General features: G+C 62.3%; 16 protein-coding genes and 1 pseudogene. 10 read left to right on the top strand and 7 right to left on the bottom strand.

Annotated features, from left to right (window positions below; translation table 11 throughout):
• Positions 1-36: 36 nt before the first annotated feature.
• From HJB83_RS05705 to HJB83_RS05685, 5 genes are all read right to left on the bottom strand, one after another.
• Positions 37-1,014 (bottom strand): ABC transporter ATP-binding protein, encoded by a 978-nt coding sequence (locus HJB83_RS05705; RefSeq protein ID WP_207584863.1) that lies wholly within the window; start codon positions 1,012-1,014, stop codon positions 37-39.
• 4 nt (positions 1,015-1,018) lie between these two features.
• Positions 1,019-1,846 carry a carbohydrate ABC transporter permease gene (locus HJB83_RS05700; RefSeq protein WP_207584864.1) on the bottom strand — a complete coding sequence of 276 codons (828 nt, stop codon included), beginning with the start codon at positions 1,844-1,846 and terminating at the stop codon, positions 1,019-1,021.
• Entirely contained in the window at positions 1,843-2,721 is an 879-nt protein-coding gene (locus tag HJB83_RS05695) for a carbohydrate ABC transporter permease (RefSeq protein ID WP_207584865.1), read from the bottom strand. Before HJB83_RS05695 ends, HJB83_RS05700 begins: the two co-directional genes overlap by 4 nt.
• 61 nt (positions 2,722-2,782) lie before the next feature.
• Positions 2,783-4,066, bottom strand: a complete 1,284-nt coding sequence (locus HJB83_RS05690) for an ABC transporter substrate-binding protein (RefSeq protein ID WP_221114985.1) — start codon at positions 4,064-4,066, stop codon at positions 2,783-2,785.
• 37 nt (positions 4,067-4,103) lie between these two features.
• Positions 4,104-6,425, bottom strand: a complete 2,322-nt coding sequence (locus HJB83_RS05685; RefSeq protein WP_221114984.1) for an alpha-L-rhamnosidase — start codon at positions 6,423-6,425, stop codon at positions 4,104-4,106.
• A 141-nt stretch (positions 6,426-6,566) separates the two neighbouring features.
• Between HJB83_RS05685 and HJB83_RS05680 the strand changes: the two genes are divergently transcribed.
• Positions 6,567-7,616, top strand: a complete 1,050-nt coding sequence (locus HJB83_RS05680; RefSeq protein ID WP_221114983.1) for a LacI family DNA-binding transcriptional regulator — start codon at positions 6,567-6,569, stop codon at positions 7,614-7,616.
• A 78-nt stretch (positions 7,617-7,694) separates the two neighbouring features.
• Complete coding sequence (locus HJB83_RS05675) at positions 7,695-8,837, top strand: Xaa-Pro peptidase family protein (protein WP_221114982.1); 1,143 nt, start codon at positions 7,695-7,697, stop codon at positions 8,835-8,837.
• Between the two features lie 37 nt (positions 8,838-8,874).
• On the opposite strand, the pseudogene HJB83_RS05670 reads toward HJB83_RS05675, so the two are convergent.
• Positions 8,875-10,215: pseudogene (locus tag HJB83_RS05670) on the bottom strand (alpha-L-fucosidase); the annotation flags it as partial.
• 24 nt (positions 10,216-10,239) lie between these two features.
• Positions 10,240-11,247 (bottom strand): LacI family DNA-binding transcriptional regulator, encoded by a 1,008-nt coding sequence (locus HJB83_RS05665; RefSeq protein ID WP_207584873.1) that lies wholly within the window; start codon positions 11,245-11,247, stop codon positions 10,240-10,242.
• A gap of 188 nt (positions 11,248-11,435) precedes the next feature.
• On the opposite strand from HJB83_RS05665, the gene HJB83_RS05660 reads away from it, so the two are divergent.
• The 8 genes from HJB83_RS05660 to HJB83_RS05625 all read left to right on the top strand — a co-directional run bounded on the left by HJB83_RS05660 (position 11,436) and on the right by HJB83_RS05625 (position 21,315).
• Positions 11,436-13,361 (top strand): ABC transporter substrate-binding protein, encoded by a 1,926-nt coding sequence (locus tag HJB83_RS05660; protein WP_221114980.1) that lies wholly within the window; start codon positions 11,436-11,438, stop codon positions 13,359-13,361.
• Positions 13,362-13,464: 103 nt separating this feature from the next.
• Positions 13,465-14,451 (top strand): ABC transporter permease, encoded by a 987-nt coding sequence (locus HJB83_RS05655; RefSeq protein ID WP_207584875.1) that lies wholly within the window; start codon positions 13,465-13,467, stop codon positions 14,449-14,451.
• Positions 14,452-14,463: 12 nt separating this feature from the next.
• Complete coding sequence (locus HJB83_RS05650) at positions 14,464-15,597, top strand: ABC transporter permease (protein WP_221114979.1); 1,134 nt, start codon at positions 14,464-14,466, stop codon at positions 15,595-15,597.
• Positions 15,587-16,636 (top strand): ABC transporter ATP-binding protein, encoded by a 1,050-nt coding sequence (locus HJB83_RS05645; protein ID WP_259671288.1) that lies wholly within the window; start codon positions 15,587-15,589, stop codon positions 16,634-16,636. The genes HJB83_RS05650 and HJB83_RS05645 overlap by 11 nt, the downstream gene beginning before the upstream one ends.
• The gene (locus tag HJB83_RS05640) at positions 16,636-17,694 is read left to right on the top strand and encodes an ABC transporter ATP-binding protein (protein WP_221115167.1); all 1,059 of its coding nucleotides are present in this window, start codon (positions 16,636-16,638) and stop codon (positions 17,692-17,694) included. Before HJB83_RS05645 ends, HJB83_RS05640 begins: the two co-directional genes overlap by 1 nt.
• The gene (locus HJB83_RS05635) at positions 17,694-18,527 is read left to right on the top strand and encodes a 5-deoxy-glucuronate isomerase (protein WP_221114977.1); all 834 of its coding nucleotides are present in this window, start codon (positions 17,694-17,696) and stop codon (positions 18,525-18,527) included. Before HJB83_RS05640 ends, HJB83_RS05635 begins: the two co-directional genes overlap by 1 nt.
• A gap of 69 nt (positions 18,528-18,596) precedes the next feature.
• On the top strand, positions 18,597-20,465 hold the full coding sequence (locus HJB83_RS05630) for a GH39 family glycosyl hydrolase (RefSeq protein ID WP_221159542.1): 1,869 nt from the start codon (positions 18,597-18,599) through the stop codon (positions 20,463-20,465).
• A 31-nt stretch (positions 20,466-20,496) separates the two neighbouring features.
• A complete protein-coding gene (locus HJB83_RS05625; RefSeq protein WP_221131396.1) occupies positions 20,497-21,315 on the top strand; it encodes a sugar phosphate isomerase/epimerase in 819 nt (272 codons plus the stop codon).
• Position 21,316: the final 1 nt, after the last annotated feature.

Genomic DNA, 21,316 nt, shown 5'->3' with positions numbered 1-21,316 from the left:
TTTTCGTCGGCTTGCCGTGATGGCTTCGGTCCGGCCTCAGAACCGATGTTCGGCTCCCTCGACCGGGTCTGCCCAGACCGTCATGTCAGGCGCAAACGGCGTCTCGCCTTCAGCGCGCACGACCATCTCGCCGAGTTCCGGGACATCGAGATAGAGGATCGCATCGGCACCGAGCCGTTCGACATGCCGGATCTTGCCTTGCCATTGTCCGGCATCTTCCGAAAGCCTGATATGTTCCGGACGGATGCCGTAGGTTGTGCAGTTCAATCGCCGTGCGGTTTCGCCGCCATAGAGGTTCATCTTCGGGCTGCCGATGAAGCCGGCGACGAAGGGTGTCGCGGGATTGCGGTAGAGTTCCATCGGGCTGCCGATCTGCTCGACTGCTCCGCCGTTGAGCACGACGATCTTGTCCGCCATCGTCATCGCCTCGACCTGGTCGTGGGTGACATAGATCATCGTCGACTTCAGGCGGGCGTGAAGATCGGCGATCTCAAGACGCATCTGAGCTCTAAGCGACGCGTCCAGATTGGAGAGCGGTTCGTCGAATAGGAAGACCTGGGGATCGCGAACGATCGCGCGGCCGATGGCGACGCGCTGCCTCTGGCCGCCGGAGAGCGCTTTCGGTTTTCTCTGCAAGAGATGGGTGAGCTGCAGCGTTTCGGCCGTGGCAGCAACCTTTTCGGCGATCTCCGCCTTCGGGCGGCGGGCAAGCGAAAGTCCGAAGCCGATATTCTCGGCAACGGTCATATGCGGGTAGAGCGCATAGCTCTGGAACACCATGGCAATGCCGCGCTCGGAGGGTTCGGCATAGGTCACGTCCTTGCCGCCGATGGTCAGCGCGCCCGACGTCGTCTCCTCCAGGCCGGCGATGATGCGCAGCAGCGTCGACTTCCCGCATCCAGACGGGCCGACGAAAACGACGAACTCGCCGGAGGCAACCTCCAGATCGACCCCCTTGATGACTTCGAGGGCGCCGAAGCTCTTGCGAACCTGTTTGAGAGTGAGCTCAGCCATTCCACTACCCTTTGACTGCGCCTGATGTCATGCCCGCGACGATCTGGCGGTTGAAGAAGATGAAGACGATCAGCGGCGGGATCGTAACGAGGAGGATGTTCATGAAGAGAAGATTGTACTGGCTCGTATACATGCTCTGGAAATTATAGAGTGTCAGCTGCACCGTCACGTTCTCCTTGCCGGGCAGGTAGTAGAGCGGGTTGGTGAAATCGTTGAAGATCGCAATCGACTGCACGACGATGTTGGTGACGGTCACCGGCTTCAGCAGCGGCAGGATCACCCTGAAGAAAATCTGCCGGGGCTTTGCGCCGTCAATCAGCGCCGCCTCGTCGAGGTCGCGCGGTATGGTCGAAATGAACGACCGGTAGAGCAAGGTCGAGAACGAGAGATTATAGGCGACCTGGATCAGGATCATCCCGGTCATGGTCTTGAAGAGGCCGATATCCTGCAGCAGGCCGATCGTCGGAACGACGGCGGGCGGCATCATCAGCCCCATGAAAAGGGCAATGGATGCCACCCTGTTCCAGGCGGTCTTGCGGCGCTGCATGACATATCCGACCATCGCCGACAGCAGGATGAGGATGGTGACGGAGACGACGGTGATCAGGGTCGAATTGAAATAGGCAAGCACCAGCTGATAATCGCGCGCCTTGAAGACGGCGACAAGATTGTCCCAGAACAGCCACTGCGCAGGCAGTTCGAAATCGAGGCGGGACGCTTCGGACTTCGACTTGACCGCCTGGAGAGCGACGAAAACGAAGGGCATGACGAAGATGACGGCAGCGACGGCAAGGGCTATCGCGCCGGTCACATAAGGGCGGATGCTTCTCATTCTTCGACCCCGCGCCGGTTGAGCCATAGGGTGAGTGGCAGGATGATTGCGGCAATCAGCGCAAACAGGATGACGTTTCCGGCGGTCGACAGACCGTAGAAGCCTGCCTGGTACTGCTTGTAGATGACCGAGGCGATCACATCGGAGGAAAAACCCGGCCCGCCGCGGGTCATTGCCCATATCAGATCGAATGAGCGAAGCCCGCCGATCAGCGATAATGTCACGACGGTGACGGTGGCGGGACGCACAAGCGGCAGGGTAACCCGGAAAAATTGCTGAAGACGCGTGGCTCCGTCAATTCTCGCCGCCTCATAATAGTCGGGGCTGATCGCAGCAAGGCCGGCGATGAAGATCAGGGTGGCGAGGCCGACACCCTTCCAGAGGTCGACCAGGGCCACCGAAAAAAGCGCGAGCGCCGGATTGGTGAGCCATCCCGGCCCTGGGATGCCGAGCGTTTCGAGCGTGACATTGATGATGCCTTTGGTCGGATGCATCATCACGGTGAAGGTGATGCCGATGCCGATCGTCGAGACCAGGACGGGAAAGAAGACCAGCGTGCGCAGGAAGCCGCGGGCGAAGATATTGCTGGTCAAGAGCACCGCCAGCAGCAGCCCGCAGACCGTCTTCAGGCCGGATGTCGTCACGGCATAGATCAGCGTGTTGACCAGCCCCCTGACCAGGAACGGTTCGGAAAAGAACTGCTGAAAGTTTTCGAGCCCGATGAATTCGGCCGTCGAAAGATCCCAGCGCGTCAGGCTGAACCAGAGAGACGATACCGTCGGAACCAGAAACAGCACGCCGTAGATGATGGCGGCGGGAATGAAAAACCACAGCGGGTAGGGCGATTTGCGCGAGCGGGGGCGTGTCTCGATCATATCTATCTCTTCGATCGGGTGGAACCTCGCCCCTCGGGAGCGAGGTTGTCTCGAAAGACCGCTACCAGTTCGGCAGGCCGAGCTGCTTGGCCTGTTTGCGCACATCGTCGTCATAGAGTTTCGCCGCTTCGGCCGGCTGGCGAATGCCGGAGCCGACTTCGACGGTGATCTGCTCGAGGGCCGGCCCCTTGACCGGCGAAACGAATTCCAGCGCCGGGGTCGTCTTGTCCTTGGCGTCGAAATAGGGGAGCATGTCCTTTACCGCAGGCGGTACGTCAGCAGGCAGATCGCAGCCGTCGATCAAGGGAGGCCCCTGCACGGTGTTGGTTTCAACCATGATCTTGCAGCCTTCGACGCTTCCGGCGAAATCCACGAATTTCTTCGCTTCCTCGGCGTGCTGGCTGGTCAGCGGAATATAAAGGGCCGGCGGCATCCAGACCGTCAGGCCGTTCGTCGCCGCATCGTCGCTCGGCTGCGCAAAGAACCCGACATCTGCGAGGTTCTCGGGATAATTCTGCTTGAGCGCGCCGACTGCGAAGCTCAGCATCGGATAATGCGCGGCCTCGCCGGTCGCCACCATTCTCAGGCCGTCGTCATAGCTTGCCGCGCCGAAGTCCTCGTTCATCAGGCCGGCGTCGTGAATGTCCTTCAGCCGTTCGAAGCCTTTCATGGCCGCCGGCGTTTCCGCGTATTTCGCCTTGTTGGCGGTATAGTCGGCGGCGAAGTTCGGCACCGCCGCGTGCAGGTTGTAATAGTCGGCCAGAACGAATAGCTGCGAGGTCCAGGTATCGCGATAGGTCTGCGCCACGGCGACCTTGCCTGAGGCTTTGACCTTGGCGTTGTTGGCCATGAAATCAGCCCATGTCTTCGGAACGGTGAGGCCGAGGTCCTGGTAGATTTTCCTGTTGTAGAGGATGCCGCCGGCCATCGCCGTACCGAAGGGAACGCCGTAGAGCTTGCCGTCGGCGCTGACCACCGACTTGAAGCCGTCGTCCACCTTCGCCTGCGACGCGAGCCCGCTCAGATCGACGAGCGTCTGCGCCGGCTTCAGCGCCTGCAGCAGCGAACCGGAATTATAGAGGAACACATCGGACATCTCGCCCGTTGCCAGGCGCGTCTTGATGATGTTGTCACCCTCGCCACCGCCCGCCCGCGGCTCGATTTCGATCGTCACGTCAGGCGCCTTGGCCTGGTAGGCGGCAACCAGCGCTTCGGCCGCTGCGACCGTGTCGGGGTTGTTGTCGATCAGGAACGACAGCGTCGTTTCCGCATGCGACGGGCCGGCCGCGACCAACGCCAAAAGCGCGGATGCGCCGGCGAGAATAAGCTTTATCCGATGTGTCATGACGTTCCTCCTCTGAACGATGTGACGTGTATGCTCCTCAAGAATCCGGTATCCAAAAAACCAACTGGTGCGTGCCCGGGGGAAGGACGGCTTCCTCGACGACAGGCTCGCCGTTGAGCGACGGGTTCCGGTGCCGCCGCCCGGGCCGGAAGCGGCCGATGCATCCTTCCGGAAGGGTCAGCACATAGGTGACCTTGTTGCCGGTGCAATGCCAGCCGGCCTCGATGCGGCCCTGGTCGATGTCATGATGGGCCGCAACCGGCGAGAGATCGGCAATCGGCGCGGGATCGACGATCACCTCGGCAAATCCGGGTGCATCAGGGCTCGGCGAAATTCCGGCAACGGATTCGAACAGCCATTGGCAGACGGCGCCATAGGCGTAGTGGTTGTAGCTGTTCATGTCGGGTTCGTAGATCGTGCCGTCCGGCGCCATCGAATCCCAGCGCTCCCAGATCGTCGTCGCCCCCTTCGAGACCTGGTAGAGCCAGCCTGGCACGTCTTCCTGCAGGAAGACCTTTGCCGCCAGGTCGTCCATCCCGAGCTTCGTCAGGGCCGGCAGCAGGGCAGGTGTGCCGATGAAGCCGGTGCCGATCCTGTAGTCGGCATCGATGATCACCTGACGGAAATGCTGCTCGGCGGCTGGCCGATGTTCTGCCGGTATCAGATCGTGCAGGAAGGCCAGCGCATAGGACGTCTGGTCGTTATGCGCCAGCCGTCCCGCCGGCGTGATGAACTCGTTGGCGAAGGCCCGCCGGATCTCGCCGGCCCGCCGCTTCATCTCATCTTCAAGCTTATGCTCGCCGAGAACGGCTGCGATCTTCGCCAGAAGGTCGGTCGAGATGAAGTGATAGAGTGTCGCCGCGCAGTCGTCGGCGATCGTCGGACGGGGTTTTCTGTTGTCGCCGACCGGCTGCAGCCAGTCTCCGAAGGTAAAGCCGCGATCGCCCCAGCGGGACGGCGGGCGCACCAGCGGACCATCCGAGATCGACCAGACGAAATCGACCCAGCGGACCATGGAATCCAGGCACTCGGACAGCACGGCCCGATCGCCGTAATGGGTGTAGAGAACCCAGGGGATGACGACAATCGCGTCGCCCCAGCCGGTCGAGCCGGCATAGCCCGGGAAATCGGCGGGATGCAGACGTGTCGGATCCGGCGAAAAATGCGAGACGGCGCCGTCCTCGCGCTGGTCGGCCATCACATCGCGCAGATACTTTTTCAGGAAAGACTGGCTGTCGCTCAGCCAGCAGGCGGTTGCGGCAAATACCTGGGCGTCGCCCGTCCAGCCCAGGCGTTCGTCGCGCTGCGGGCAATCTGTGGGCACTTCGACGAAATTGGCGCGCTGCGACCAGATGGTGTTCTCGACGAGGCGATTGACGAGGGGATTGCCGCAGGTGAAGCCGCCGGCAGGCTCGGGCACCGACGTGATCGGGATGGATGCGATTGCAAGAATCTCAGCATCGCCTGTGATGGTCACCCTGGCATAGCGGAAACCTTGAAAGGTGAAATGCGGCGCGTAGGTCTCGTCGCCGTCTCCGCGCAGTGTATAGACGGTCTGCGCCACGGCCGCGCGATAATTGCGATTGTCGAAGTGACGGTCGGGGCCGAGCACTTCCGAATGCTCCACCTGCACTTCGGCACCGCTAGCTCCCCGAACCGTATATCTGATATAACCGCCGGCATTCTGACCGAAATCGTAAACCGTCCTGCCGTCTTCGTCGGTCCAGCTTTCGATCGGGGCAAGCGGCGGCAATTCCCGCACCGCCGCGGTTTCATGGGCGACGAGCAGCGCTCTGTCGAACGGCAATCTTTCGGTGCCATGGGTCCCTACAAGATTTTCTGCGCGCGCATCGTAGATCTCGCCGAAATAGATGCCCGACTTCAGGATCGGCAACAGACCGCTCCGCCATGTGGTGTCGGTGGAAAGAAGGGTGCCGTCCGGTCCGATGAGATCCGCGATGGCGCCGATTCTGTCGCCCCAGCAGTTCGCGATCGCCTTGGCGCCCCACATCAAGGGCGAGCGGTACCATCCGTCGGCAAGCCAGATCTCGATCCGGTTCTGGCCTGGCTTGAGCAGGTTCGACACGTCATATCGCTGATAGGCAAGGCGATCGTCGTAATTCGTCCAGCCGGGTGTCAGCAGGTCGTCGCCGACCCGGGCGCCGTTGATGAAGCAGCGATAGAGGCCGAGGGCCGAGATGAACAGCTCGACCGGAAGCTTGGAGCCGTCATGTTCGAAGGTTTGGGCGACGAAGCTTGCGGCCGTTCCCTGGCCGCCATCCGACAGCGGCGCGATCATCTCTCCCGACCAGGTGCGCGAAACGCGGTTGCCGCTGATGGCTGCCGGCTGAAAGTTCATCAAAACCTCCCAATGATTTGTAGAACGGTCTCCGTATAACGTTCTACATTTTTTTCGAAAGCGCAATAGAAATTTCGTTGCCGGTCTGCCATGGTGGTTTTGCGGGCGATTGACGACCCGTAGCCGCAAGCCCGGGATTTCATGTCAGTCGAAGACAAACACAAGCCGCAACGAAACGATCGCGCGACGATCCGAACGGTGGCCGCGCATGCAGGCGTATCGGTCGCGGCGGTTTCCAAGGTGATGCGGAACGCCTACGGCGTCAGCGAAGCGCTGCGCGCAAAGGTTACCGAGGCCATCGGGGAGCTCGGATATCGCCCCTCGCGGGCGGCGCGCGGATTGCGCGGCCAGAGTTTCACCATCGGCGTGCTGCTGATCGACATCCGCAACCCCTTCCTGCCCGACGTGATCGCCGGCGTGAACGGGGTGCTGGCGCCGTCGCACTATCAGGCGATGATCGGCGTCAGCGATGCGCGCGTGCAACTGGAGACCTCGTTGATCGAGTCGATGATCGACTACAAGATGGACGGCCTTATCCTGGTTGCGCCGCGGCTGCCCTCGGAGATCCTCGCAAAATTTGCGGTTCAGGTACCGATCGTCACGGTCGGTTACCACGATGCCAGCGCCACGGCCTTCGATACCATCAATGCCGACGACCAGCGGGGGGCGGAGATCGCCGTCGAAGCGCTGTTTGCCTGCGGCTACCGCGATATCGGCATGCTGAGCCTCGGCGAGCGCGAGGGGCACGCGGTTTCCGTCGTCCGCCAGCGTGAGATCGGGTTCCGCCGGGCGATGCAGCGCGGCGGGCTCGGCTCGCCGGGGCCGATCGTCAAAATTCCCATGGCCTCGCCAAAGCGGGAAGAGGCGATGCGAAAGTTCCTGTCGCGGCAAGACAGGCCGCGCGCCGTGTTCTGCTGGAGCGATCTCGACGCCATCACGCTTCTCAGCCTGGCGATGGAGATGGGCGTGCGCGTGCCCGAGGACCTCGCCGTCATCGGATACGACAATTCATCGACCGCAGCCCTCGGCCTTGTCAATCTCGCCAGCATCGATCAGTCGGGCAGGGAACTCGGCCAGGTTGCCACCCAGGCCCTCATTTCCAGAATTGAAGGTCGCACCGCATCCGAGCATATTCTCCAGACACCGTCGCTGGTCAGCCGCAACAGCCTGGCCCGGTCCGATACGAAATAGCGCTGATGGGTAAGACCGGCAGCGGCTGTCCACACTCGCCGGCCCCGTCAGCACGCACAGCAAGAGCAGGAAAACGAAATGTCGTGGCAGCACCCCGTACCCCGCATAACCGATGAGGAGCGGCAGCGCCGCCTCAGCAGGCTTCGGCAAGTGATCGAAGTCCACGGATTGGCTGGCATGCTTCTCGGACCGACCGAAAGCCTGCGTTATTTCACCGGGCTCGTCGGGCATCCGAGCGAAAGGTTTCTCGGCGCCCTCGTTACGCCGACGGCGGTTTCCTACATCGTTCCGGGTTTCGAGCGCAGCCGCGTCGAAACCCTGCCGCATCTGCCGGGGGAAATCCTGGTCTGCGAAGAGGAGGAGAGCAGCGCTGCGCTCATCGCGCGCCTTGTCGGCCAAGGCGGCAGGCTCGCCCTCGATGATGGGTTGCCGCTTTTCTTCTATCACGCCCTGGCCGCGGCGATGGGCGCCGGAAGGCTTGTCGATGGCGGACGGCTGGTCCGCGATCTGCGTCGGATCAAATCGGCTGCCGAGATCGCGCTCATTCAATATGCGATGAACCTGACGCTCGACGTCCACAGGCAGGTGCATGCGCTGTTGAAACCCGGCATCAAATCATCCGAAGTGGTCGATTTCATCGATCACCGGCATCGCCAGGCCGGCGCCGATTCCGGCTCGACATTCTGCATCGTCTCGTTTGGCGCCGCGACCGCGCTTCCGCATGGCGCCGACGGCGATCAGGTGCTTGGCCGTGACGACGTCATCCTCGTCGACACCGGCTGCCGGATCGACGGTTATCATTCCGATATTACCCGGACTTACATGCTGGAGGGCGGCAACAGCGCCTTTGAACGCGCCTGGTGGATCGAACGCGAGGCACAGCAGGCCGTCTTCGACGCCGCCCGGATCGGCGCCGCCTGCTCGAGCCTCGACAATGCCGCCCGCAAGGTACTTGCCAAACATTCCCTCGGCCCCGACTACCGCCTGCCGGGATTGCCGCACCGCGCCGGTCATGGGCTCGGATTGGAGATCCACGAGGAGCCCTACATCGTTCGCGGCAACGACACGCCACTTGCCGCCGGCATGTGTTTTTCCAACGAGCCGATGATCGTCTTTCCCGAAAAATTCGGGATTCGGCTGGAGGACCATATCTACATGACCGCCGAGGGACCGCGCTGGTTTACCAATCCCGCGACGGGGCCGACCGAGCCGTTCTCCTGAGCAGACGCCATGCCTCGCCCGCCCAAGCCGTTGCATCTTAATCCTGAACGGCGGGCGCGCTTCCGGCCTTAAGCTTGACTTCGATGACCGGGACGACGACCCCGGGTCGGCGCACCGGCAGGACGAATGTCAGTTCGTCGTCGGCGACGGCGAACTGGGTGTTCGTCCATAAGGTATTGGCGGAGGGGCGCAGCCAGGTCACTTCGCTGGCATCATGCAAGAATTGCGCATATTCGACTTTTCCGGCCAAAGCATCGAAATGCAAATGCTTATAGGGCCAGTTGAAGAGATGGATATAGAGGCGATCGCCGTTCTGGGTCAGGCGGCAATCGGGCGGGGCGGTGAAGTCCGATTGGGTGCAGCCGACGATGCTGCGCTCGTGCAGCGCCATCCACTCCTCATAGGCGGCAAGGGCTGATATTGCGCGGTGGTCGAGCGTGCCGCGCGCCGTCGGCCCGACATTCATCAGCAGATTGCCGCCTATGGCAACGGTGCCGACCAGCATCTGCACCAGTTGCTCCGTGCTTTTCCAGGTGTCCTCGTCGCGGTGATAGCCCCAGGAACCGCTGAGCGTCTGGCAGGCTTCCCAGACGACGCGCCTGCCGTCGCGTTTCGGCCAGGCGCGCGGCATATATTGTTCCGGCGTGACGATGTCGGGCTGCAGACCGGCGAGATCGAGGCGGTTGTTGATGATGATGTCGGGGGCAAGCTCGCGCACCATGCGCACGAGCTTCTCGCTTTCCCAGTCCCGATGGCCCTTTCCGACCAACTCTCCGAGCTTCCACTGCGGATAGCTGAAATCGAACCACATGATGTCGATCTGCCCGAACTCGGTCAGCAACTCGCGCACCTGTTCGCGCATGAAGGCGGCATAACGGAGCATATCACGGCCTTCGTTGATCTCTAACGCATCGGGATGATTGCGCTGCGGATGGCGCGGATCGACCGTGAAGTCGCGATGATGCCAGTCGATCAGCGAATAGTAGAAGCCGATCCTCAGGCCCTCGGCGCGGAAGGCGTCGACGAATGGGCGCAGCAGATCCTTGCCATAAGGCGTGTTGGTCACCTTGAAGTCGGTCGCCTTGGTATCCCAGAGGCAGAAGCCTTCATGATGCTTGGTCGTCAGCACCACGTATTTCATGCCCGCAGCCTTGGCGCGTCTCGCCCATTCACGCGGGTCATAGAGATCGGGATCGAAATGATCGAAATATTTCTGGTAGTCGGCGTCGTTCAGTTCTTCGCGGCTCTTAACCCATTCATGGCGCGCCGGCAGGGCATAAAGCCCCCAATGCACGAACATGCCGAACCGCTCGTGGACGAACCAGGCCTTCTTCTCCTCGGGCAAGGCCAGTGAATGCAGATTGTCGCCATCCATGGGATATTCCTCCTGTTGATAGTGGAATCAGGTCGTTTCGCGGACGATGAGTTCGGGCACGATGACGATGCCGTGCTGACGGTTCTTGGTGGCGATGCGGCTGAGCAGCAGGCGCACGGCTTCCTCTCCCATTTCCCGTTTCTGCACCCGCAGCGTGGTGAGCGCCGGAGACAGCAGTTCGGCCGTCGGGATGTCGTCGAAGCCGATGAGGGCGATCTGCTCGGGGATCAAGATGTGGGCTGCCCGGCAGGCCTTCATGGCGCCGATCGCATTGAGGTCGTTGTAGCAGATAAGGGCATCGATGCCCGGCGTTTCCGCCAGCAACTGCGCGGCCGCCGTCTGCCCGCCGGCCGCGGTCGGATCGCAATAGACGATGCCATGCGCCTTCAGCCCATGGGCCGCCAGCGTCTTGCGGAAACCGACGAGACGGCTCTTGCCGCCGAACGAGCTGCGCGGCCCGGCGACGATCGCGATTTTGCGGCGGCCGCGCTCGACCAGATGATCGACGGCACGCGATGCCCCGGTCTCGTAGTCGGTGACGATCGTCCCGGCGATCTCGTTGGGCGCCTCGCGGTTGATGAGGACCACGGCGCGGTGGGGCGCCAGCGCCTTATGAAGCGCCGCATCGGGCAGTCGGGCGCTGCAGACGATGATCCCGTCGACTCGATGCCGCAGCAGCGTTTCGATGAGTTCTTCCTCACGTTTGCTGTTCTCGACGACATTGGCCAGAAGCAGATTGTAGCCGGCGGCGCTCGCGGCATCCTCGGCCCCCCGGATGACCTCGGGAAAAAACGGATTGGTGATGTCTGGAACCAGAAGGCCGATGGTTTTCGACCGGTCGGACCGCAATCCGCGCGCAAAGGGATTGGGCCGGTAATTGAGTTCGCTTGCTGCTGAAATGATGCGTTGACTGGTTTCCGCGCTGGCGCCGCCCTGGCCGTTGAGTACGCGCGATACCGTCATCGGCGACACGTCTGCGGCGCGGGCGACATCGGCGATGGTTATTTTGGAGTCTGGTTCTTTGGGGCGGCTCAACGGCTGTCTCTGAGAAGGGCGGGGAATTTACGATAACGATAACTAACAGGATTTTCGAGAAAGCCAAGCCTTGTGGGTCGAGTATCGGGCGGAACGAATCTTTTTGACAAGAGATTACGATAACGATAACGTTCGCAAAAGAGGAGAATACGTTAACGATAGCCTATGCAGAATGTTGGGAGGACAGAATGCAGCACGTCAGAATTCTAAGACGGCAGGTTGTTTCGACCGTTGCCGCGGCGATCCTCATGGGTGTCGGTTGGGCCGGCGCCGCTTTCGGCTTTCAGGAGTCGCCGGAATTGAAGGCGCTGGTCGACGCCGGCAAGCTGCCGCCGGTTGAAAAGCGGCTGCCCAAGGAGCCACTGGTGCTGACGCCGCTTGAATCGGTCGGTACCTATGGCGGCACCTGGCGCACGGCCACCTTTGGCGGCGGCGACAGCGAGATCGAACGTTCGATCGGCTATACGAGATTGGTCCGCTGGAATCCGGAATGGACCGAGGTGATCCCCGACATCGCCAAGAGCGTCGAGGTCAACGAGAATGCCACCGAATACACGTTCACCCTGCGGGAAGGCACGCGTTGGTCGGACGGCGAGCCCTTCACCGCCGACGATCTGGTGTGGTGGAACGAGAACGTGCTGCGCAACACCAAGATCACGCCTGCAGCGCCGGATTGGCTGACCGCGGGTGGTCAGACCGTCAAGGTCGAAAAGCTCGCCGACGACAAGGTGGTCTTCAAGTTCGCTGCCCCGAACGGCCTGTTCCTGATGAACATGGCGACCGTGCGCGGTTCCGATATCCTCGCTGCCGCACCGGCCCATTACCTCAAGCAGTTCCACAAGGATTTCAATCCCGACGGCGTCGACGCCCTGGTAAAGGCGGCCGGCGCGACCGACTGGGTCCAGCTCTTCAACAACAAGATCGGCTTCCCCGGCCGCTGGCGTGATCTCGGCCGCCCGACGCTCGACGCCTGGGTGCTGACCGCGCCCTATAACGGCACCACCCAGGTCGTCGCCGAACGCAATCCCTATTATGCCAAGGTGGATACTTCAGGAAATCAGCTGCCTTACTTCGATCGCATCACCATCGACGTGATGCAGGATACCCAGGCGATCATCCTGAAGGCGATCAGCGGCGAAATCGACATGCAGAACCGCTTCATCGAGACGACGGACGCCCGCACTGTCATCGTGCAGAACCAGCAGAAGGCCGGTTACGGCCTGTTCATCGCCCGGCCGGCATGGTCGAACGCCCTTTTGATCACCCTGAACGAGACCCACAAGAATCCGGCCTTGCGCGCCGTCTTCTCCAACAAGGATTTTCGCATCGGCCTCAGCTATGCCATCAACCGCGAGGAGCTCAACCAGCTGATCTATGCCGGACAAGCCAAGCCCTATCAGGCGGCACCCCGCGAAGGCACCGCGCTCTACGACGAGAAAATGGCGACGCAATATCTGGAATATAACGTCGACCTCGCCAACCAGTATCTCGACAAGGCCGGCCTGAGCAAAAAAGACGGCGACGGCTATCGCCTCGGTCAGGACGGCAAGCGGATCACCTTTGCGATCGATGCGCTGACCGGAAGCCCGATCCAGGTCGACGCGCTCGAAATGATCCAGCGCTACTGGCGGGCGGTCGGCATCGACATGCAGCCCCGGCCGGCCGAGCGTTCGCTGATCTTCTCCCGCCTGCAGAACAACGAGAATGACGGTCTCGCCTGGGTCGGCGGCGGGGGCTACGATTTCCTCGGCCTGCTCGATCCCAAATGGTATTTCCCGCATGAGTATGAATCAAGCTTCGCGACAGCCTGGGGCCTCTACTACCAGAACCCCAAGGATCCGAACGCTGAGGAGCCCAGCCCAGCCGCCAAGAAGCAGATGGATCTCTATCGGCAGGTGCAGGAAGCCCCGACGCTCGAAAAGCAGCTTGAAGCGATGAAAGAACTGCTGGCGATCACGCGTGACGAATTCTACGTCATCGGCACCAACCTGGAGCCGGACCGCGTCGGCATCGTCAAGACCGCTATGCGCAACGTCCCCAAGGTCATCCCCAGCACGTCGTTCTACATGACGCCGGGACCGGCGAAGCCCGAGACCTTCTACTACCAGCAATAAGACACATGATCGGCCGGAATGGCGTCCGCGGGCGCCCTTCCGACACCAGCCCCGCCCCAATCACCCAGACCGATCGGCGATCGCCGGTTGAAGGAGCTTGAACATGGCCGGCTTCATCATCAGACGTCTGCTTTACATGATCCCGATGATGTTTGCGATCTCCGTCGTGACCTTCATCATCATCCAGCTGCCGCCGGGTGACTTCCTGACCGCGATGACCGCGCGCCTCGCCTCGCAGAGCGAAACCATCGACCCCGGCGTTATCGCCGGCCTGCGCGAACGCTATGGCCTCGATCAGCCCTGGGCGGTGCAATACTGGAAATGGATCAGCGGCATTCTGCTGCATGGCGATTTCGGCCAGTCTTTCGACTGGAACAAGCCGGTCAGCGAACTGATCTGGGCACGCATGAGCCTGACGATGGTGGTCTCGGTGACCACGCTGCTCTTCGTCTGGGCGGTGGCCTTTCCAATCGGCATCTATTCGGCGGTGCGGCAATATTCGGTGGGCGATTATTTCGCCACCTTCTTCGGTTTCCTCGGCCTCGCCATTCCGAACTTCCTGCTGGCGCTGGTGCTGATGTTCGTCTCGGCGCAGTATTTCGGCCAAAGCGTCGGCGGGCTGTATTCGCCGAGCTATATAAATGCCGCCTGGAGCTGGGCCAAACTCGGCGATCTCGTGTCACATATGTGGATCCCGGTCGTCGTGCTCGGCACCGGCGCTACGGCTGCGCTGATCCGCATCATGCGTGCCAACCTGCTGGACGAGCTCAACAAGCCTTATGTCGATATGGCCCGGGCTCGGGGCCTCAGCGAAATCCGGCTGCTATTGAAATATCCGGTGCGGGTGGCGCTCAACCCTTTCGTCTCCACCGTCGGCTGGGTGCTGCCGCACCTCGTCTCGGGTTCGGTGGTGGTCTCCATCGTTCTCAGCCTGCCGATCACCGGGCCGCTTCTGCTCAATGCCCTGTTTGCCCAGGACATGTATCTGGCCGGCACCTTCATCCTGCTGATGAGCATGCTGACGCTGATCGGCACGCTGATCTCAGACCTGCTGCTCGCCTGGCTCGATCCCCGTATCCGCAATGGCTGAAGGACGATAGATATGACCGATCAAGCCATCGCGCTATCGCCTGAACCCGTCCGCAATTCCGACGCCGTTGCCGGCCAGTGGAAACTCATCTGGCGGCGCTTCCGTCGCCACCGGCTGGCGCTGGCCGCCGGCGTCGTCATCTTTCTGATCTACCTTGTCGCCATCTTTGCCGAGATTCTCGCCCCGGTTTCATCGCAGACCTACGATTCCCGCTACACCTATGCGCCGCCCCAGCAGCTGAGGTTCGCCGGCTACGACCCGGCGGGCGGATTCCACCCGCTTTATGTCAACGGCTATTCGATGACGATCGATCCGATCGCGCTCAGCCGCAACTACGTGCCGGATCCAGCTGTAGTCATTCCCGTCGGCTTCTTCGTCAAAGGCGAACCCTATCGGCTTTGGGGGCTGTTCGATCTGGACCGGCACCTGATCGGCCCGGTCGAGGCCGGCAAGCCATTCTACCTGTTCGGCGCCGACCGTCTGGGTCGTGACGTCTTCAGCCGGACGGTGCACGGCACCCGTGTTTCGATGTCCGTCGGGCTGATCGGGGTCACGATCAGCCTCATCCTCGGCATTATCCTCGGCGGCATCTCCGGGCTCTATGGCGGCTGGGTGGACGATGTCATCCAGCGTTGCATCGAACTCATCAACTCGATCCCGACGATCCCGCTGTGGATGGGGCTTGCGGCCGCCGTTCCGATCAGCGCCGATCCGATCCTGGTCTATCTCTGGATCACGGTCATCCTGTCGCTGATCGGCTGGACCGACCTCGCGCGGGTAGTGCGCGGACGGTTCCTGTCGTTGAAGACTGAGGATTTCGTCATCGCCGCTCATCTCGATGGCTGTTCGCGAATGCGCATCATCTGGCGGCATATGGTTCCTTCCTTCATGAGCCACATCATCGCCTCGGTGACGCTCGCCATCCCGACGATGATTCTCGCCGAAACCGCGCTCTCCTTCCTCGGCATCGGCCTGCGCCCGCCGGTGGTGAGCTGGGGCGTGCTGCTTCAGGAGGCGCAGAACATTCTCGCGGTCTCGAGCGCGCCATGGCTGTTTCTTCCTGGTCTTGCGGTGATCGTCACCGTGCTCGCCCTCAATTTCCTCGGTGATGGATTACGCGATGCTGCAGATCCCTATGAATACTAATTCCAATTTCGCCGCGGCCGGCGGTGGGCGCGCCGATGGCGACGCGCTGATCGCGGTCGACGACCTCAGGACCCACTTCTTCGGCGGTGCGGGCACGGTGCGGGCGGTCGACGGTGTTTCCTTTTCCATCCCCCGCGGCAAGACGGTCTGTGTCGTCGGCGAATCCGGTTCGGGCAAGAGCATCACCGGCCGCTCGATCCTCAATCAGGTTCCGCGGGGCGGGCGGATCGTCTCGGGTGCGATCCGCTATCGGCCCGATCCGGCCGCACCCGCCATTGATCTCGCCTCGCTCGATCCGCGCGGCCGCGACATGCGGGCAATCCGCGGCGCCCAGATCGGCCTGATCAGCCAGGAGCCGATGGCCGCACTTTCACCCGTTCATACGATCGGTAACCAGATGATGGAAGTGATCCGCCTGCACCTCAAGATGGGAAAGAAGGAGGCGCGCGAACATGCGATCGAGACGCTGGCGCTGGTCGGCATTCCGCGGCCGGCCGAGCGCATGGAAAATTATGCCTTCCAGTTTTCCGGCGGCATGCGCCAGCGCGTCTGCATCGCGCTGGCGCTCGCCTGCTGTCCCAAGCTCTTGATCGCCGACGAGCCGACCACCGCGCTCGATGTGACCACCCAGGCCAATATCCTCGACCTGCTGGCCTCGCTACAGGCCGAATTCGGGCTCTCGGTGTTGTTCGTCACCCATGATCTCGGCGTCGTGGCCGAAATCGCCGACGAAGTCGTCGTCATGTATGTCGGCCGGGTGGTGGAGGCGGGCGATGTCGACACGATCTTCCATGCACCCGCCCACCCCTACACCAAGGCCCTGCTGCAATCGGTGCCGCGCATGCATGGCCAGCCGACCGAACGGCTCGCGATCATCGAGGGCATGGTGCCCTCGCGTTTCGACCGGCCCGAGGGCTGCAGCTTTCATCCGCGATGCAGAGAGGCGAGGGCGGGCCTGTGCGACCGAAGCGATCCGCAACCCGTCGCCATCGGCGACGGGCATGTCGCCAGCTGCCTGCTTTACGAGGCAAGACAATGATGGCCGATCCCATGACGCAACGAAGCCCGCTGCTCGAACTGAACGATCTCAGGATGCATTTCCCGATCCGCAAGGGTGCATTCCGGCAGGTGGTCGGGCATGTCAAGGCGGTCGACGGCGTTTCGCTTCGCGTCGAAGATGGCGAAACACTCGGCATTGTCGGGGAATCCGGCTGCGGCAAGTCCACGCTTGCCCGCACCGTCCTGCGCATCTATCGGCCGACCAGCGGAGAAATCCGCTATCGCGACCGCAGCGGCGGCACGGTGGATCTCGCGGCACTCTCAGGCCCCGCCCTCACGGAAATCCATCGGGACCTGCGCATCGTGTTTCAGGATCCGCAATCCTCGCTCAATCCGCGCCTTCCCGTGATCGACATCATCGGCGAAGTACTGAGTGTCAACGGCATCGCCAAGGGACGGGAACTCGAGCACCGGGTCGCCGAGCTGATGCAGAGCGTCGGTCTGCGGCCTGAATATATGCGCCGCTATCCGCATGCCTTCTCCGGCGGCGAACGCCAGCGCATCGGCATTGCCCGGGCGCTGGCGTCCAATCCGCGGCTGGTGATCGCCGATGAGGCCGTCTCGGCGCTCGATGTCAGCGTGCAGGCGCAAACCATCAACCTGCTGCAGGACCTTCAGGAACAGTTCGGCCTGACCTATCTCTTCGTCGCCCACGACCTCTCGGTCGTCCGGCACATCTCCGACAATATCGCCGTCATGTATGTGGGCCGAGTCGTCGAAAAGGCGCCGACGGAGCAGATCTTTTCGCGTCCGCTCCATCCCTATACCGAAGCGCTGCTCTCGGCGGTGCCAATCGCCGATCCGAGGATGCGCCGCCACGGCCGGCGCATCCGGCTGGCGGGCGAGGTTGCCGACCCCGCGCATGCGCCTCCCGGCTGTGCTTTTCATCCGCGCTGCCGCTACGCCACCGAGCTTTGCAGGCAGGAGCTGCCGGCGTTGCGTACCGTCACCGTCGATGGACACGAAGTGGCCTGTCACCACGCCGAATCCCTGACCCTCAATCCTTTCACCGATCGTACCGTTCCGGAGTTCAATTGATGCCCGAATTCATTCCACGCTCCGAGCAGCGTCCCATTGTGGATACCTCCTCCAGGACGCTCGATCTCATCTACTTCGACCTCCTCGCGCTTCCGGCCGATGGTCGGGACACGCGGCGGCTGCCCTTGCACGAAAGCCTCTACGTCGTGCTGTCGGGGCAGGTGGATATCGAGGTGGATGAGATCACGTTCGAAGCTGTGGGCCGGCGAGCCGATATCTGGGGAGGCGATGCGGACTCGGTTTACGCGCCCGTCGACGTCAATGTCCGGATATCGGCCCGTGGCGGCCCGGCGGAAATTGCGATCGCCGGCGGCCTCTGCGAGACGCGCTACGCCCCGTTCCGGGTCACGCCCGAGGAGGTCGACGCGGTCAATGTCGGCTCGCCCGACACGCATAGCCAGCGGCGGATCGTCCACCTGCTTGGGCAACGGCAGAACGGCCGCTGCGGCAACCTCCTGGTGAGCGAGCTCTATGCCGGCGAGGGCTGCTGGTCAGGCTATCCTCCCCACAAGCACGATACGGAAGACGGCGATGCCGAGACCCTGCACGAGGAGCTCTATCACTACCGCTTCCAGCCCGAAACCGGCTTCGGCAGCCAGATTACTTATGACGACGACGGTCCGGTCAAGATCCTCATGACCCGCAACGGCGATACTGTCCTGGTCGATCGTGGCTACCACCCGACCGTCACGTCGCCCGGCCATCGCGGCTATATCTTCACCATTCTTGTCGGCAAGCATCGCCGCGGGCTGATCCAGCGCTTCGATCCCGCCCATCAGCATCTGACCAAAACCATCCCCGGCATCGATGCGATGCGTGAAAAGTTCAAATAATCAGGCTCTTGACCTCCCGTGCCGGCTTTGCGGGGCACGGACAGATTTCCGCCCAAGGAGAGACGATCCATGCGTGAACGGACGCGAATAAACGTTGATGCCAGCCAAACGGTGCGCCCCTTCGAGCGGTTCTGGCGCGGCACCGGCTTTTCGCCTGCCGAGCTGCTGCTCGAACCCGAGATGCGCCAGATGCTCGCCTATATCGGCGGCCTGCCGAACGAAGGCATCAGGTTCCTGCGCGTCCACTACCTCTACAACCTGCTGCGCTCGACCAGCGACGCAGGCGGCTACGACTGGTCGCTGCTTGACCGCGCTCTCGACGTGATGATCGAACATCGGCTGAAGCCGTTTTTCGAGCTGATGGGCAACCCGTCGGGCCTGTTCACCGACTACGAGGACATGGACCAGGTCAAGCGCTGGCGCGATCTCGTGACGGTGACGGTGGAGCGCTATGGCGCCCGCTACGGCATGGACGAATTGCGCACATGGTATTTCGAAACGACGAATGAGGCCGATTCCGGCTGGTGGACCTATGGCATCAAGGGCTACACCAATTATTACGACGCCTGCGTCGCTGGGCTCGACGCCATCGGTCCCGGGCTGCCGATGGGCGGACCCGGCACCGCCCGTACGCTCTCGCCGATCTTTCGCGCTCTCATGGCCCATTGCGACAGCGGTACGAGTTGCCTGAGCGGGGACGGCCCGCCGCGCATCGATTACATCTCGATCCACGAAAAGGGCGTCAACGGCAGCAAGGATGACCTGACCCCGAAAACCAACGCCATCGTCGATCGCACGCTTCTCGTCGTCGATTATCTCAAGGAGCATCATCCGCGGCTTGCGGGCCTGCCGATCGTCAACGACGAATGCGATCCGCAGCTCGGCTGGAGCGATCATCATAGCTGGCACGGCAAAGCCTATTACGCCGGTATCATCGCCCGCATCATCGAACAGCACGACCGGCGCATCATCGCCCCGAAAGCGGCGAATTTCACCTTCCTCAGCAATGATCATGCCTTTATCGGCGGCTGGAGCCAGCGCACGATCTTTGCCTATTTCGGTTCGCGCAATTTCACCAAGGCGCAGTGGGAGCACAAGACCGATCTCGCCATGCTGGTCACGGATGTCGATCGTGCGCCGCCCTTCGACATCATCAAAAAGCCCGGCCTGACAGCCATGGAACTGCTGGCAACGCTCGGCGATACCGTCTGCAGGGTGACGGCCGAACCGGTGCTGACGCCCGACCAGGATGGCCTGGCGATCCTGCCGACACGGCTGCCGGGCGGCGGCGTTTCCATCAGCCTCATCCACAGCGTCGACTCCATCAACCGTTCGGGCCGGACTGCCGTCCGCCTCGAGGTCAACGGGCTGGTTCCCGGCCGCCACGCGCTTTGCCTGCTGCGGATCGACGAGGAGTTCACCAATCCGATGGAGGTCTGGGAGGCCCAGCGCGACGAAAACAATCCGCGCGGCCCCTTCGAGCCGGTCGGCGCTCCGCCCGAACCTGATGAGGCGCAATTTGCCGACCTGCGCCGCGCCCAGGAGCCGGCCTTACTGCATCCGATCAGCGTCATCGCCTGCGACGAAGGCCGGGTCAGCGTCGATCTGGACTTGCCGTTGCCGTCGCTGACGCAGGTGCTTGTCGTGCCCGACACAGGTGCGCCCCCGGCCGCGCCAACCGGTCTCGTCGTCGAACGTTACCTCGGCCTCGGCGGCCGGGAGGAGCGCATGCTGTTCTGGGCTGCCGGCGATATCAGCCCGGCCATCTTCTACGATATCCTCACCAGCACCGACGGCAAGGCTTTTGAAAAGGTCAGTCCCGTGCCGCTGATCTCGACGGCATTCCTGCATATGTCGCCGCCAGAGGGCGCGCGTTATGCGGTGTACGCCCGCGATGCGTTTGGCCGCCGCAGCGAGCTTTGTATCTCTCGCGCTTGAACAGCGCGCCTTCCTGCCTGGGATCTGAACGATGGATATCGCCTATTTCACCAAAACCCTGGAAGGCCTGCCGCTGGAGCAGGCGGCGGAGATCACGGCGGGCCTGGGGTTCGACTGTGCCGACCTTCTCGTTCGCGATGGCCAGGCCGTTTCCCCCGGCCGGCCGGAGGAAATTGTCAGGGCCGTAAAGCTCTTTGCGGCGGCCGGACTGCGCAGCCCGATGGCGACCATCGACTCGACGCAGCCCGACGATGCGGCATCCCGGCTTCTCGGCTATTGCGGCGAAGCCGGCATCGGCCAGGTCCGGCTCGGCTTCTGGCGCTATGATCCGTCGCGGCGCTGGAAGGTTCAGGTCGATGAGGCGCGGCGCGACCTGGATGGTTTCGAGCGTCTCGCCGAACGGTTCGCCGTCAAGCTGACCATCCAGCTGCACGGCGGGACCCTGCACAGTTCCGGCGCGCTGGCGATGCAATTGCTCGTCGGGCGCGATCCCATCAGGATCGGCGCCTATCCCGATCCGGCCAATCAGATCATTCGCGAGGGGAGCGAGGACTGGCGTCTGAGCCTTGAGCTTCTCGATCCGTGGTTCTGTTGCATGGGCGTCAAGAACTGCGGCTGGTTTCCAGGCGCTTACGGAGCCGACGGCCAACGTGCCTGGCACTCGGATTGGTATGGGCTCGATGACGGTATGGTGCCCTGGAACGAAATCATTGCGCATCTGGTGACCACCGGATTTGCCGGCGTGCTCTCGATGCATTCCCAATACCGAGTTCCACGGGAACAGGCGCTCGCTAAAGTCCGCGCCGATCTTGCCCATCTCAGGCGCCTGGTCGCCGCAGCGAAAGAGTAGA

This window comes from Rhizobium sp. NZLR11 (genome assembly GCF_019685115.1).
Taxonomy (GTDB): Bacteria; Pseudomonadota; Alphaproteobacteria; order Rhizobiales; family Rhizobiaceae; genus Rhizobium.
Note: the sequence above shows the minus strand (reverse complement) of the source record. Positions and strands in the feature narration are given on the sequence as shown.

What these genes read in the sequence shown, in the direction of transcription:
- HJB83_RS05625 (WP_221131396.1), top strand. Translation starts at nt 20,497, where the DNA reads ATGGATATCGCCTATTTCACCAAAACCCTGGAAGGCCTGCCGCTGGAG.
- HJB83_RS05630 (WP_221159542.1), top strand. Translation starts at nt 18,597, where the DNA reads ATGCGTGAACGGACGCGAATAAACGTTGATGCCAGCCAAACGGTGCGC.
- HJB83_RS05640 (WP_221115167.1), top strand. Translation starts at nt 16,636, where the DNA reads ATGGCCGATCCCATGACGCAACGAAGCCCGCTGCTCGAACTGAACGAT.
- HJB83_RS05635 (WP_221114977.1), top strand. Translation starts at nt 17,694, where the DNA reads ATGCCCGAATTCATTCCACGCTCCGAGCAGCGTCCCATTGTGGATACC.
- HJB83_RS05690 (WP_221114985.1), bottom strand. Translation starts at nt 4,066, where the DNA reads ATGACACATCGGATAAAGCTTATTCTCGCCGGCGCATCCGCGCTTTTG.
- HJB83_RS05700 (WP_207584864.1), bottom strand. Translation starts at nt 1,846, where the DNA reads ATGAGAAGCATCCGCCCTTATGTGACCGGCGCGATAGCCCTTGCCGTC.
- HJB83_RS05680 (WP_221114983.1), top strand. Translation starts at nt 6,567, where the DNA reads ATGTCAGTCGAAGACAAACACAAGCCGCAACGAAACGATCGCGCGACG.
- HJB83_RS05675 (WP_221114982.1), top strand. Translation starts at nt 7,695, where the DNA reads ATGTCGTGGCAGCACCCCGTACCCCGCATAACCGATGAGGAGCGGCAG.
- HJB83_RS05660 (WP_221114980.1), top strand. Translation starts at nt 11,436, where the DNA reads ATGCAGCACGTCAGAATTCTAAGACGGCAGGTTGTTTCGACCGTTGCC.
- HJB83_RS05650 (WP_221114979.1), top strand. Translation starts at nt 14,464, where the DNA reads ATGACCGATCAAGCCATCGCGCTATCGCCTGAACCCGTCCGCAATTCC.
- HJB83_RS05695 (WP_207584865.1), bottom strand. Translation starts at nt 2,721, where the DNA reads ATGATCGAGACACGCCCCCGCTCGCGCAAATCGCCCTACCCGCTGTGG.
- HJB83_RS05655 (WP_207584875.1), top strand. Translation starts at nt 13,465, where the DNA reads ATGGCCGGCTTCATCATCAGACGTCTGCTTTACATGATCCCGATGATG.
- HJB83_RS05705 (WP_207584863.1), bottom strand. Translation starts at nt 1,014, where the DNA reads ATGGCTGAGCTCACTCTCAAACAGGTTCGCAAGAGCTTCGGCGCCCTC.
- HJB83_RS05685 (WP_221114984.1), bottom strand. Translation starts at nt 6,425, where the DNA reads ATGAACTTTCAGCCGGCAGCCATCAGCGGCAACCGCGTTTCGCGCACC.
- HJB83_RS05645 (WP_259671288.1), top strand. Translation starts at nt 15,587, where the DNA reads ATGAATACTAATTCCAATTTCGCCGCGGCCGGCGGTGGGCGCGCCGAT.